This window comes from Peteryoungia ipomoeae (assembly GCF_004912165.1).
GTDB classification, from domain to species: domain Bacteria; phylum Pseudomonadota; class Alphaproteobacteria; order Rhizobiales; family Rhizobiaceae; genus Allorhizobium; species Allorhizobium ipomoeae.
The window spans coordinates 1,275,889-1,289,505 of the sequence record NZ_STGV01000001.1 but is presented as its reverse complement, the minus strand read 5'-3'; the positions used below and the strand labels follow the sequence as shown (position 1 = coordinate 1,289,505).

The 13,617-nt window shown below is 61.8% G+C and carries 13 protein-coding genes; 3 read left to right on the top strand and 10 right to left on the bottom strand.

From position 1 onward, the window contains the following. Window positions 1-202 precede the first annotated feature (202 nt). Window positions 203-817, top strand: a complete 615-nt coding sequence (locus FAA97_RS06255; protein WP_136597615.1) for a L,D-transpeptidase — start codon at window positions 203-205, stop codon at window positions 815-817. 57 nt (window positions 818-874) lie between these two features. Here FAA97_RS06255 and FAA97_RS06250 read toward each other — a convergent pair whose 3' ends face one another. Beyond that, on the bottom strand, window positions 875-1,771 hold the full coding sequence (locus FAA97_RS06250) for a DMT family transporter (protein WP_136597614.1): 897 nt from the start codon (window positions 1,769-1,771) through the stop codon (window positions 875-877). Between the two features lie 272 nt (window positions 1,772-2,043). Between FAA97_RS06250 and FAA97_RS06245 the strand changes: the two genes are divergently transcribed. Beyond that, window positions 2,044-2,952, top strand: coding sequence for a diacylglycerol/lipid kinase family protein (locus FAA97_RS06245; protein WP_136597613.1), 909 nt, complete (start codon window positions 2,044-2,046; stop codon window positions 2,950-2,952). 15 nt (window positions 2,953-2,967) lie between these two features. Here the strand turns inward: FAA97_RS06245 and FAA97_RS06240 are convergent, their stop codons facing one another. From FAA97_RS06240 to FAA97_RS06215, 6 genes are all read right to left on the bottom strand, one after another. Continuing rightward, window positions 2,968-3,825: a GNAT family N-acetyltransferase gene (locus FAA97_RS06240; protein WP_136597612.1), complete on the bottom strand. Its 858-nt coding sequence runs from the start codon at window positions 3,823-3,825 to the stop codon at window positions 2,968-2,970. A 1-nt stretch (window position 3,826) separates the two neighbouring features. Then, on the bottom strand, window positions 3,827-4,573 hold the full coding sequence (locus FAA97_RS06235) for an aspartate/glutamate racemase family protein (RefSeq protein ID WP_136597611.1): 747 nt from the start codon (window positions 4,571-4,573) through the stop codon (window positions 3,827-3,829). 6 nt (window positions 4,574-4,579) lie between these two features. Continuing rightward, window positions 4,580-5,398 (bottom strand): ABC transporter permease, encoded by an 819-nt coding sequence (locus FAA97_RS06230; protein ID WP_136597610.1) that lies wholly within the window; start codon window positions 5,396-5,398, stop codon window positions 4,580-4,582. 1 nt (window position 5,399) lies between these two features. Beyond that, window positions 5,400-6,305 carry an ABC transporter permease gene (locus FAA97_RS06225; RefSeq protein ID WP_136597609.1) on the bottom strand — a complete coding sequence of 302 codons (906 nt, stop codon included), beginning with the start codon at window positions 6,303-6,305 and terminating at the stop codon, window positions 5,400-5,402. A gap of 203 nt (window positions 6,306-6,508) precedes the next feature. Continuing rightward, window positions 6,509-7,807: an ABC transporter substrate-binding protein gene (locus tag FAA97_RS06220; RefSeq protein WP_136597608.1), complete on the bottom strand. Its 1,299-nt coding sequence runs from the start codon at window positions 7,805-7,807 to the stop codon at window positions 6,509-6,511. Window positions 7,808-7,843: 36 nt separating this feature from the next. Continuing rightward, a complete protein-coding gene (locus FAA97_RS06215) occupies window positions 7,844-8,932 on the bottom strand; it encodes an ABC transporter ATP-binding protein (RefSeq protein ID WP_136597607.1) in 1,089 nt (362 codons plus the stop codon). 243 nt (window positions 8,933-9,175) lie between these two features. Between FAA97_RS06215 and FAA97_RS06210 the strand changes: the two genes are divergently transcribed. Beyond that, window positions 9,176-9,901 carry a GntR family transcriptional regulator gene (locus tag FAA97_RS06210; protein WP_136597606.1) on the top strand — a complete coding sequence of 242 codons (726 nt, stop codon included), beginning with the start codon at window positions 9,176-9,178 and terminating at the stop codon, window positions 9,899-9,901. A 64-nt stretch (window positions 9,902-9,965) separates the two neighbouring features. On the opposite strand, the gene FAA97_RS06205 is transcribed toward FAA97_RS06210, so the two are convergent. The 3 genes from FAA97_RS06205 to oppB are packed head-to-tail and all read right to left on the bottom strand — an operon-like array spanning window position 9,966 to window position 13,616. Next, window positions 9,966-11,573 carry an ABC transporter ATP-binding protein gene (locus FAA97_RS06205; RefSeq protein WP_136597605.1) on the bottom strand — a complete coding sequence of 536 codons (1,608 nt, stop codon included), beginning with the start codon at window positions 11,571-11,573 and terminating at the stop codon, window positions 9,966-9,968. Window positions 11,574-11,575: 2 nt separating this feature from the next. Then, window positions 11,576-12,700, bottom strand: coding sequence for an ABC transporter permease (locus FAA97_RS06200; protein ID WP_136597604.1), 1,125 nt, complete (start codon window positions 12,698-12,700; stop codon window positions 11,576-11,578). After that, a complete protein-coding gene (gene oppB / locus FAA97_RS06195) occupies window positions 12,693-13,616 on the bottom strand; it encodes an oligopeptide ABC transporter permease OppB (RefSeq protein ID WP_136597603.1) in 924 nt (307 codons plus the stop codon). The genes FAA97_RS06200 and oppB overlap by 8 nt, the downstream gene beginning before the upstream one ends. Between the last annotated feature and the right edge of the window lies 1 nt (window position 13,617).

Genomic DNA, 13,617 nt, shown 5'->3' with positions numbered 1-13,617 from the left:
AGGGTGGTCGAGAGGCCGCCTTTCCTGTTTCGCCACCGGCTGGAGAGTTGGCGATCCTACAAGTCGGACCGGCAGGGTCGGTGTTTCGGCCGCATCGCGATTTTGCCATGAAGCTTAACCAGCGGATGCTGACTTAACCCGCCGTTAACCATAAATTCCTAGGCTCCTCGGCAACGAATCTTGCTCTGAGGAACTCCGACCCATGACAATTTCCCGCCGCGGCCTTCTGCTTGGCCTGCCGCTCTTCCTGGCCGGTTGCCAGGCCGGTACCAACCAGCAGGCGCTTTATGGCGATGTGACGACTGAGCCCTATCCGCTGAAAAAGGTGCCGCTTGAAAAGATCAAGCCGGAGCTTCGTCGCCAGGAGGTGGCTTATGAGACGACCCATCCTGCGGGCACTGTCGTTGTCGATACGCCCGCGCGCCGGCTCTATTATGTGATGGGTGGTGGTCGAGCCATGCGCTATGGCATCGGTGTCGGACGCGAGGGGCTGGCTATCGCCGGCAATGCCTATGTCGGCCGCAAGGCTGAATGGCCGACCTGGACCCCGACCCCCAACATGATCCGGCGCGATCCCGAAAAGAACCTGAAATATGCCGGCGGTCTGCCGGGTGGCCCCAACAATCCGCTCGGCGCTCGCGCCATGTATCTTTATCGCGGTGGCAACGACACGATGTTCCGCATCCATGGTACAAACCAGCCATGGTCGATCGGACAGGCGATGTCGTCCGGCTGTGTCCGCATGATGAACCACGATGTCATCGATCTCGCCGCGCGGGTTCCCGTTGGAACCAAGGTGATCGTCAAACAGGCGTGAGCTCTGCCGGATCTGCATGCGGGCAGGGCTGTGAAACCCCGCCCACGCCTGACTGGATCAGCGTTTGCGCAGAACGCCAGTCGAAAGCAGCACCCCGATGCCCGTGATCAGGGCTGCGATCAATGTTGGCAAGCCGAGAGGTTCGCTGAGCACGACAGCACCCCCAAGTGCGGCCGCAACCGGCGTGATTGCGGTGTAGGCTGCAGCCTGCGTGCCGCCAAGCGCGCGTACGGCGGTGCCATAAAGCAGCGTGGAGACCAATCCCGACAGTAACCCCTGGGTCAGGGATTGCAGGGCGATTTCGCTGACGGGGGCAGTGAGGAACCGGGTGCCGACAAAGGGCAGGGCGGCTAGATTGAGAATGGTCGACCAGACGCAGATGAGGGCAGCGCCTTCGAAGGCCGTCAGGCCGCTACGGCGGAAGGCGTGGGTGTAAACCGCCCACAAGACAGCACCGAACGGCAGGATGGCAAAGCTGATCCAACTTAGCCCATCATCGCCGAGATTGCCGAAGAGCAGCAGGGCGCCACCGGCAAAGATCGCCGCCATGCCCAGTTTCCGCCAGATATCCGGGCGTTCCCCGAGGAAAATCATGCCGATCAACGCAACGGCAAGCGGCATCAGGCCTGGCAGGAGCACACCCGCCGCCGAGGCCGGGGTGTGGCGCATCCCAAAAAACACGAGCTGAAAGAAGGGGGCGCCTGAGCCCAGGATCATCAGCACAAGCGCGCTGTTCGCCCCCTTGGGAAACAGCCCGGTGCGCCACCAGACGGGCGTAAGCACCAGCGCGGGAATGCCATACCGCAGTAGACTGAGATCAAGCGGTCCAAGACCTGCGCCGACCCCATGCCGTGTCGATACAAGCCAGGTCGCCCAGATGAGGACGACGGAAAGGGCGGAGATGGCCCCAAGCACCGAACGGCGATTGTCGAGCGGGGCAGGGTTAGCGGACATGGGCTCTCCGGAGGATCGGGAATCAGCAGGCGCCAGTCTAGGCTGGCATTGATGCGGGTCGCAAATCGGTGCTCACGCCAGTCGACCAATGGTCGCGCGGTGAACCAGGCGTTGCTGCCATCGGCGCGGTCTCTAAATGGCGGTCGCGAGGCCATTTTGCGACCGCACTTGAAATCTTTCATGGGCGGCTCGATTTGTGCTTCGACCGGAAACTTTTCCCACCGCGGCACGTTTGAAACGACGGCTCTCCCCCTGAGCCGTGAAAGGACCCTATGAAGATCAAAGCGGTACTCAATCGCGACGGCGGCACCTTCAAGACCACCGATATGGAGGCCTATTGCGAGAGCGCCACCCGCGCCTTCACCGCAAAGGGGCACGAACTCGATTGCGCCGTGGTCGGCGGTGACGAGATCGTCGACGCGCTCCAGCGCGTGGCGGATGACGGCGGAATCGATGCTGTGGTTGCCGGTGGTGGCGACGGAACGATCTCGACCGCTGCCGGAATTGCTTGGAAAGCTGGCCTGCCGCTGGGGATCGTTCCGGCCGGCACGATGAACCTGTTTGCCCGCTCGCTCAAGCTGCCGCTCGATATCTGGAAGGTTCTCGATGTGCTGGCCGACGCAAGGGTTGCCGATGTCGATATTGCTACGGCCAATGGACGGCCATTCGTGCACCAGTTTTCGGCCGGACTGCATGCCCGAATGGTGCGGATGCGCAACCAGATGAATTTTGCGTCGCGGCTCGGCAAAATCCGCGCGAGCACAAGTGCTGCCTTTGGCGTGATGCTGGATCCGCCCCGCTTTGAGGTGATGTTCGATATCGATGGCGACGGTCGCAGCGATGAGCGTCCCGTCTCTGCGATTTCAGTGTCGAACAACCCGCTGGGCAACAATTCGCTGTTTTTCGCCGATGCCGTCAATACTGGCCGTCTCGGCGTTTATCTCGCCGATCCTCTTGAGCCGACAGGCGTCGGGGCACTGGCTTTTGACATCCTGCGCGGTCGCTTCAAGGAGAATGACGCGGTGACGGCCTCAACGGCCAATCACGTGCATCTGCATTTTCCCAAGCACCGCAAAGGGGCCGCCTGTGTGCTTGACGGCGAATTGTTGCGCATGCCGGCGGATGTCGAAATCAAGATGCATGCGGGGGAACTCAAGGTGCTGGTCCCGAGTGCGACTTGAGGAGCCATCGCGGTTTCAGCCAAGTTCCAGTGTGGTGATGGCATAGACGCCCGCGAGAGCGATCGCAGGCACAGGGCCGCGATACATGCGCGCTGTCGTGAAGCCGGGTTCAAAACCCAGGCGCCGGAGTGTTTCGCTCAGACGAATCTGATGATCCGGCACGTCGATCTGGATGCCATCACCCATGGCGCTGTCCAGGCTGGTATGCAGCAAGAGCTCGGCTGTCTCGTCATCGACTGCAAAGAGTGGGCCGATCTTTCGACCTTGCCGGCAGCGGCGAAGGACGGCATAGCCCAGGATGGTTCCATCATTCGTCGTCGCGACACATGCGTCACGCGCACCCTCCGCTGTCCATAGGGGGAGAAAGCCGTGACGAGGGGCAGGGAAGTGACGCCTGTCGAAGGCGGAGAGGGCCGGCAGATCCCTCGCTGTGATGGCGCGGACCGATGCTGTCCCCAGGCTCGCTATCGGTAGCCCCTTGCCTGCGATCCCATTCCACCGGACAGTCTCGTAGAGACGGGCAAAGCCCCGGCTGGCATAATAGGCCTGTTGCTCGGGTACGCCATCGAGCCCGATGCTGCGGCTGCCGAGATACTCCATGCCCGCATCCCAGACCTTTCGGCCATAACCCTTTCCGCGGAAACGGGGATGGCATATATAAAGCCCGATGAAACCGAACTGCGCGTCATAAGCGACGGCGGAGATGCCGGCGGCCAGCTCACCTCCGACAAAACATCCCAGGAAACCCGCGGGATCAGCGGCATGGAACGCAGCGGCATCGGCCAGTCCAGGGTTCCAGCCTTCGTCCGCTGCCCAATCGAGCAGTCTATCGAGCTCTTCTCGTGTTAGGGCGCGAACGGCTGTTGATGTCATCTCAGCCAGCTCCCAGCCGTGATGGGGAGAAGGCCTCAAGCATGCCGGTGAATTGCTTCTCGACCGGGGCTGCATAGGCGCGGGATTTCCCTGTGGTCAGGCCGAGTGTGACCAACCCCTCCGCCTGTTTGACGGCGGCTGCCACGCCATCGACCACCGGCACACCAAACTCTTGGGTAAGGTCGAGCGCCAGGTCCGCCATGCCGGCACAGCCGAGCACGATGGCCTCGGCCCTGTCTTCACGAAGGGCCGAGGCGATCTCCTGACACAGCTTTTCCCGGGCAAACGAATGGGGATCTTCAAGCGACAGCACGGGAATGTCCGCGGCCCGCACTTTGACACTCCCGGCCTTGCCGTAGCGATGCACGAGATGTTCGATGGGCAGTCGCGAGCGTTCCATGGTGGTGACAACGGTGATGCGCTGCGCAATGAAGCTCGCCATCGAGAGGGCGGCTTCGCAAATGCCGAGCACGGGAATTCGGACAAGGGCGCGGGACGCGTCGAGGCCGGTATCGTCGAAGCAGGCAATGATTGCGGCGGCTGCGCCCTCCTGTTCGGCCCTGGCGATTTCGAGGAGCAGCCCCGGCAAGGCCAGTGCCTCGTCATAGTAGCCCTCGATCGAGGCCGGTCCCATGCTGGAGGTGACGGCGTGGATGGTGGTGTCAGGGTGCGCCACCCGCCTCGCGGCATCCGCAATGGTCGCGGTCATGCTGGCCGTCGTGTTTGGATTGATGATGGCAATCTTCATTGACGCTCAGCCCCTGCCATGGCGGCGGTTGAGGCCGATGATCAGAGCAAGCGTGCCCCCGATCACGAGAAGGGAGAACACAGTGGTGACCGTGCCGAGTGCGTAGAGAACCGGCGTGGTGACATTGGTTGTCATGCCGTAGATCTCGAGCGGCAAGGTGTTGTAGGTGCCCGACGTCATCAGGCTGCGGGCGAATTCGTCGTAAGAGAGTGTGAAGCCGAAGAGACCGACGCCGATCAGGCTCGGCAGGATGATGGGCAGCACGACATGGCGAAAGCTCTGCCAGGAGGAGGCGCCGAGATCGCGGGCGGCTTCCTCATAGGCCGGCGAGAAGCGGTTGAACACGGCAAACATGATCAGCACGCCGAACGGCAGCGTCCAGGTGAGATGCGCGCCGAAGCCGGACGTGTACCAGGCCGGTTGCAGGCCGAGCTGCGAGAAGAGCACGCCGATACCGAGCGAGACGATGATCGAGGGGACGACGAGGCTTGCAACCGCGAGATAGAAGAGCGGCGTTGCTCCCCAGAACCTGCGGCGGAAGGCAAGCCCTGCCAGAAGCGAGACGACGACGGTGACCGCCATGACCATCAGCCCGAGCAGGAAAGAGCGCCGGAAAGAGCCGCCGAAGTCCCCCACCGCCTGCTGTTCGAAGAGATTGAAAAACCAGTGCAGCGACACACCGTTCAGCGGAAAGGTGAGGCCGCCATTCGGTCCCTGAAAGGACAAGATGACGATCGCCGAAAGCGGTCCGTAGAGAAACAGCACGAACAGCAGGAAGAAGAATGCGAGTGCGTAAAATCCGCGCGAGCGTTTTTCGGTATTCATCTTACAACTCCTTGCGGATGTCGACGACGCGCAGGATCGCGGCGACCATCACGAGAACAAGGGCAAGCAGCACCACCGCATTGGCGGCCGCTGCCGGATATTGCAGGAGCGACATCTGGTTCTTCATCATCAGGGCGACGGAGGCGCTCTGTCCGCCGGACATCACCTGGACGGTCGAGAAATCCGCCATGACGAGCGTGACGACGAAGATCGTACCGATCGCCATGCCGGGTTTGGCCAGAGGGATAATGACATTGGCGAGGATCTGCACGCCACTTGCGCCGGCATCGCGCGCGGCCTCGATCAGCGACCGGTCGATGCGCATCATGGTGTTGAAGATCGGCGTCACCATGAACAGCGTGTAGAGATGCACCATGGCGAGCACCACGGCGAAATCGGAATAGAGCAGCCACTCGACGGGCTGGCTGACCAGGCCGGAGTTGACCAGTGTGGTGTTGACGAGCCCATTGCGACCGAGCACCGGAATCCAAGAAATCATGCGGATGATGTTCGACGTCAGGAACGGCACGGTGCAGACCAGAAACAGCACGCTCTGCATGGCGGCGGTCCGGACGTGGAAGGCGAGGAAATAGGCAACCCAGAAGCCGATGACGAGCGTGATCGCCCAGACCATCAGCGCGTATTTGAAGGTATTGAGATAGGTTTTCCAGGTGACCCAGGAACCGAGCGTCTCGCTGTAGTTGAAGGTGACGAAATCGGGATACATCTGGGCGAAATCATAGTCCCAGAAGCTCACGACGCCGATCAGCAGGATGGGCAGGAGCAGGAAAAAACCGAGGATCAGCGTCAGCGGCAGCGCCTGCAGATAGGACGCGAGCCATGCTGGCACCCGGATCTCGCGTTTCGGCTTGTCCTCGCCGACGCCCAGAAATCGCACTGTGGTCATGTCTTTCCGTCTCCTGTCGCTGCGGTCATGCCTGCTGGGAAGTTTGCCCCTCATCCCCCTGCCGGGACCTTCTCCCCGCAAACGGGGGAAGAGGCAGAGCGGCGGCCCTATCGACCTTCGCCCGCTTGCAGGGAGAAGGTGGCGGCAGCACAGGCGCAACACGTTGCGCCGGGGATGAGGGGCAAACAGCCTGGGTCTGGCCATCAAGCCGCGATGAACTCGTTCCAGCGACGGACCATGTAGCGGTCCTCGTCCATGACGGAGTTCCAGCAGGCCACCTTGCCCATGCGCTCCTCGAAGGAGCCGCCATCGCGCACAGCGCCTGCCTTTTCCATGACCTTGCCTTCGGGGGACATAATGTCGCCTGCCGCGGCCTTGCCCTCGATCCAGTAGCCCCATTCGTCGGCCGACATGTGCTCCTTGGCGGTTTCCATGCAGGCGGAGTAATAGCCCTGGCGATTGAGATAGCCACCGACCCAGCCGGACGTGTACCAGTTGATGTATTCATAGGCCGCGTCGAGCTGAGCGCCGGTCAGATGCGCCGCCAGGCCAAGGCCGCCGCCCCAGGAGCGGTAGCCTTCCTTGAGCGGCTGGTATTTGCAGGCGATGCCCTTGGAGCGGACGGCGGCAACGGCTGGCGACCACATCGACTGGATGACGACCTCACCGGAGGCCATGAGGTTGACCGACTCGTCAAACGACTTCCAGAAGGCGCGGAACTGGCCGTCCTGCTTGGCCTTGATCAGGAAGTCGATCGTTGCGTCGATCTCTTCCTTCGTCATATTGCCCTTGTCGGCATACTTGATGTTGCCGAGCGCCTCCATGATCATCGCCGCATCCATGATGCCGATCGACGGGATGTTGAGGATGGAGGCCTTGCCCTTGAAGGCCGGGTCCATGATGTCCGCCCAGGAGGTGATCTCGCGACCGACGAGGTCTGGCCGGATGCCGAGCGTGTCGGCATTGTAGATCGTCGGCATCATGGTGAAGAGCTCGGTCTCGCTCGACGCGAAGGTCTTGGCGTCCTTGCTTTCGACATATCCGACGGTATGCGGCGCGGTTCCCTGGGCAATCACGCTGTCGGGCAGGAGCTTGCCGGTTTTGAACAGCGGCACGACCTTGTCGTAGTATTTGAGCTTCGCCGTTTCCATCGGCTGGATGACGCCGGTCGGATAGACCTTCTTCAGGATCCAGTATTCGATATCGGCGATATCGTAGGAATTCGGCTGAGTGACCGCGCGCTGGGCGGCGGCGTCGGAATCCGTCGCCGTCATCTCAAGGGTGATGCCCAGGTCTTCCTTGCACTTCTGCGCGATAGCGTTGATGTTCGAGACGCCCGTGCCGAACTGGCGAAGCGTGATCGGGTTCTGCGCCCAGATGGTCGGGAAGCCGGTGATCACGCCGGAGCCGGCCGCAAGGCCCGCTGCGGCCGAGGCTGTCTTCAGAAGGTTCCGGCGCGTCAGGCCTTTCTTCTCGGAGGTGGTCTTCACAGTCATGCTCATTCTCCTCTGGATTTTTATGGTTGGTCAGGTCTTGCGTCAGGCATCGGCCTTGCCGAGCGTGATCACGTCACGTGCACTCCAGGAGAGCGGCACGGCATCGCCCGGTTTCACGGGCATGGCGAAATAGGCGGCATCGCTGGTGACGATGGTGAACTCGTCGATCCCGGCTCCGGCGACCGCGATCTTCACCGTGGCGCCGAGATATTCCACGCCGGACACCACGCCGTTGAAGCCGAGCAGCGGTTCGATCTCGCCGCCGATCACGACGCGATCCGTCCGCAGGGCGAGATCAAGCATCTGGCCGACAGGCGCTGCGGAGGCGGGCGCCTGGAAGCGGATGCCGGCAGTGGTCTCGATGACTGTGTGGTCCTCGCCGCTTTCGACGACGCGGCCCGAGATGACGTTGTGATCGCCCATGAAGCGGGCAACGAAGGCGGTGGCCGGCTGCTCGAACACCTGGCGCGGCGTAGCCGCCTGCTCAATGCGTCCGGCATTCATCACGACGATGAGATCCGCGAGCGCCATGGCCTCTTCCTGGCTGTGCGTCACATGAATGAAGCTGATGCCAAGTGAAGTCTGCAGCTTCTTGAGTTCCGCCCGCATCCGGATCTTGAGAAATGGATCGAGCGCCGAGAGGGGTTCGTCGAGAAGCAGCGCTTCCGGCTTGGTGATCAGGGCGCGGGCGAGCGCGACGCGCTGTTGCTGCCCGCCGGAAAGCTGGGCCGGCCGGCGGTTTGCATACGGCTCAAGTTGCATCAGGGCCAGCATTTCAAGCGCTTCGCGACGGCGCGCCTCCTTGTCGACGCCCTTCATCTTCAGGCTGAAAGCGACGTTGTCGACGAGATCGAGATGCGGGAAGAGCGCGTAGGACTGGAACATCATCGCCGTGCCACGCGATGCCGGCGGCAGATCCGTGACATTGGCATTGCCCAGCAGCACATCGCCTGATGTGACGCTCTCGTGCCCAGCGATCATGCGCAGCGTCGATGTCTTGCCGCAACCGGAGGGACCGAGCAGGCAGCAATAGGTCGCGGCCGGGATCTTCAAGCTGACGGGATGGACGGCAATGGTTTGCCCGTAGGCTTTCGAGACGGCGGCAAGTTCGATATCGGCACTTTTTGTCATGATGCGATCCCTCTATGCCAGGAGAGATGCAGGTGGCGTGCCAGTTTGCTGCGGCGCACTCTAAGTGTCTGAAGCCATTCAACTCGTGCTCGCAACCCCGACCTTGGCTCTCAGATCGGTCAGCTCTGTATGCACAGAATTTCAACATTGCATACAATAATGCGTCTTCTTTGATCGCATTTCAGGTGTGGTGTTGCGCGCAACAAATTTGCAACCTGCTTCTGAGAGCGGTAAAAGACCGATATGGAACGTTTGACGAAGCCGATTGCCAAAGCCGTGACTGTGCCGGAGAGCCAGCAAGAGGACCGCGCCCGCGCGATCCGTGACAGCTTGCGGGATGCGATTGTCGACCGCCGCCTGGCGCCGGGGACAAAACTGTCGGAGGCAGAGGTCGGGACACTGTTCGACGTCAGCCGGACGGTTGTGCGGGATGCGCTGCAGATGCTGGCTTTTGAGGGCCTGGTGAAGACCGAGCGCAACCGCGGCGCCTTCGTGTCCAATCCTTCGCCTGAAGAGGCGCGACAGATCTTCGACAGCCGACGCGTGATCGAAGCGGCAATTGTTGCCGCCGCAGCGCCGCGCCTGACGCCCGAGGACATCGATACTTTCCGCGCCCATATCGAGGAAGAAACCCGCCACAAGGGTGAGCGCGGACCAAGCGCCCGGCGTGCGGAGATCAAGGCGTCCGGTGATTTCCATCTGCTGCTGGCCAGGCTGTCGGGCAATGCCATTCTCGAGAAGTTCATGCACGAACTTGTGGCGCGCTCGTCGCTGGTGATCGCGCTCTATGGCCGAACCGGTGTCTCGAGCTGCGGGCACGACGATCACGGCGATATTCTGGAAGCGCTGGAGCGGGGCGATGTAGAGGGCGCAACCACCGCCATGCTGCATCATATCGGCCATATCGAAGCGGATCTCGATCTGCGCGAAATCGAGGCCATGACCCTCAAGGATGCGCTGCTGGTCTGAGCGCCCCATTGCATAGCCGCACAAGAAATGAGGCCCCGCTGGTGTTGCGGGGCCTCTGGTCTTGTCAGTGGCTGAACGCTGCGGCGATCAGCGCCTTGGTATAATCCTGCGTCGGATGCTCGAAGATATCCTCCGTCGCTCCCTGTTCGACGATCTTGCCGTTCTTCATGACCACGACATGGTCCGACATCGCCTTGATGACGGAAAGGTCGTGGCTGATGAAGACGTAGGAGAGACCGTGCTTGTCCTGCAGGTCGCGCAGGAGTTCGATCACCTGGCGCTGGACCGAGCGGTCGAGCGCTGACGTCGGCTCGTCGAGAATGACGACCTTCGGCTTCAGGATCATCGAGCGGGCAATGGCGATGCGCTGACGCTGGCCGCCCGAGAACTCGTGCGGGTAGCGGTTGCGCGCCGCAGGATCGAGGCCGACCTCCTTCAGTGCGGCGATTGCCCTCTGGTCGCGCTGGGCGCGCGACAGCTGCGGTTCGTGCACGTAGAGGCCTTCGGTGATGATCTCTCCGACGGTCTGACGCGGTGACAGCGAGCCATAGGGATCCTGGAACACCAGCTGCAGCTCTTTGCGGAACGGACGCATGCCGCCACGATCCAGACCCGACAGATCGTTCGTCTCGAAGCGGAAGGCACCGTCGGCAGCGAGCAGCTTCAAAAGCGCCCGCCCAAGCGTCGACTTGCCCGAACCGGATTCGCCGACAATGCCGATCGTCTGGCCCTGTTGGAGGCGGATGCTGACATCGTCGACCGCGCGGAACGTCCGCGACGGGCCGAAGAGACCGCTGCGGCCGATGTCGAAGTCGACGATTACATTGCGGCCTTCGAGCATCACCGGGGCATCCGCCGGCGGCGGCGGCTTCGTTCCCGTCGGTTCGGCAGCGAGCAGCATCTTGGTATAGTCGTGTTGCGGATCGCCGAAAATCGCGTCGCGGCTGCCCGTTTCGACGATCTCGCCCTTGCGCATCACGGCAACCCGATCGGCAACGTGCTTCACCACGCCGAGATCATGGGTGATCAGCACGATCGCCATGCCGAACCGCTTCTGCAGGTCGGCGAGGAGATCGAGGATCTGCGCCTGGATCGTTACGTCAAGCGCCGTCGTCGGCTCGTCGGCGATCAAAAGGTCCGGCTCGTTGGCGAGCGCCATGGCGATCATCACGCGCTGGCGCTGGCCGCCGGACATTTCGTAAGGATAGCTGTCGATGCGGCGCTCGGGGTCTGGAATGCCGACAAGCTTCAGGAGCTCCAGCACACGCGCGCGGGCCTCCGCCTTGCTCATTCCACGATGGTGGATCAGCGGTTCGGCGATCTGTTTGCCGATCCGGTAGAGCGGATCGAGCGAGGTCATCGGTTCCTGGAAGATCATCGTGATCTTGGCGCCACGGACCTTGTTGAGTTCGCCGAGCGGCAGGCCAACCAGGTTCTTGCCGCCGTAAAGCGCCTTGCCGGTCACGTCGCCGTTTTTGGCGAGCAGCCCCATGATGCCCATCATGGTCTGGCTCTTGCCGGAACCCGACTCGCCGACGATGGCGAGCGTTTCGCCCTTCTTCACCGAAAAGCTGATGCCTTTGACCGCGTCGACCGTTCCGTCTGGTGTCGCAAATGTCACCTTCAGATCGGAAACGTCGAGCACGGTGTCATTGTTCGTCTTGTCGTCCATGCTCATCGGTCCTTCGGATCCAGTGCATCACGCAGGCCATCGCCCACGAAATTCAGCGAAAACAGTGTCGCCACGAAGAAGATTGCCGGGAAGATCAGCAGCCAGGGCGCATTCTGCATGCTGGCGGCACCTTCCGAGATCAACGTGCCCCAGCTTGCAAGCGGCGCCTGGACGCCGAGGCCGAGGAAGGACAGGAAGCTTTCAAGCAGGATGACTTTGGGAACGACAACCGTGACGAAGACGATGACAGGACCGATCGTGTTCGGGATGATGTGACGGCGGATGATCTGCCCGTCGGTCAGGCCCAATGCCTCGGCCGCGCCAACGAATTCGCGGCGCTTCAGCGACAGGGTCTGACCGCGCACGATGCGGGCCATTTCCAGCCACTCGACCGCCCCGATCACCAGGAAGATCAGGATCACCGATCGACCGAAGAAGACGACCAGCACGACGACGAGAAACACGAAGGGCAGGGAGTAGAGGATTTCAACCAGGCGCATCATGACGTTGTCGACACGTCCGCCGAGATAACCCGATGTGGCGCCGTAGATGACGCCGATACCAAGCGAAACCAGGCTTGCGGCAAAGCCGACGGCAAGCGAGATCTGGCCGCCGAGCATGACGCGTACCAGGAGGTCACGGCCATTCGAGTCGGTCCCAAAAGGGAAATAGACCTGGTCGACTTCGCCCGACACGGTCATCGACCGGTTGTCGGCACCCGTCTCGACGACCTGCGTGTTGCGGAACTCGTTGTTGCGGTCGAAATAGCGGATGGTGCGCGGATCGATCTCCGAGGCGGAGCTGATCTTTGCCGTGAAGGTTCCGTTTTCGACCTCGAAACTGTCGAGCGTCACGCGCGCACGGGATGCGACGCTTTCAGCGACCTCTTGCAAACTCTGCGGATCGGGGCGTGGCGACAGGCTCGGCGGCACGTTGACGTAGGACGAGAAGACCTGGTCGTAGGTGTGCGGTACGAAGAACGGTCCGGCAAACGAGAACAGAGCGATCAGGACCAGCATGAAGCAGCCGGAGATTGCCGCTTTGTTGCGCTTGAAACGGATCATGGCGAGCTGCGCCAGGCTGCGGCCGGCGATCTCGGTTTCTGGAATCGAGGTGGTATCAGTCATTGCGAACCCTCGGATCGAGCAGGCCGTAGGCGATGTCGACCAACAGGTTGAAGACGATCACGAACACGGCGACGAGGATCACGGTGCCCATGACAAGAGGATAATCGCGGTTGAGCGCGCCAAGGACGAAGTAGCGTCCGACGCCCGGGATGGTGAAGATCGTCTCGACGACCGCCGAACCGGTGAGGAGCGCCGCGGCACATGGGGCAAGATAGGAGACGATCGGCAGCATCGCGCCGCGCATGGCATGCGTGACGACCACGACACGAGACGGCAGGCCATAGGCCTTTGCGGTGCGGATATGGTCGGTGTGCAGCGCTTCGATCATCGCGCCGCGTGTCAGTCGGGCAAAGACGGCGAGCTGCGGCAAGGCAAGGGCCGTAACCGGAAGCACCATGTAGCGCAGCGAGCCATCGCCCCAGCTGCCAGCGGGCAGCCAGTTGAGAATGACCGCGAAGAGCAGCGTCAAAACCGGGCCAACGACAAAGTTCGGAATGGTGACGCCGACGGTCGCAAAGGACATGACGGCGAAATCGATGGCGCTATTTTGCCGGAGGGCAGCAATCGTCCCGAGGAGAACGCCACCGATCAGTGCGACCAGGATGGCGATGCTGCCGAGCTGGATCGAATAGGGCAGGGCCTTGCCGATCAATTCGGAGACGGTGTTGTCCTTGTAGATGAAGCTCGGGCCGAGATCGCCGGTTGCGGCATTGCCGATATAGCTCAGATACTGGCTGAACAGCGGCTGGTCGAGCTTGTAGGTGGCCATGATGTTGGCCATCGTCTGGGGCGGTAGCGGGCGCTCAAGGTTGAAGGGGCCGCCGGGCGCAAACCGCATCAGGAAGAATGAAATGGTGACGACGATAAAGATCGTCGGGACGGCGCTCATGAGCCGTCGCAGTACGAAGGATGTCATG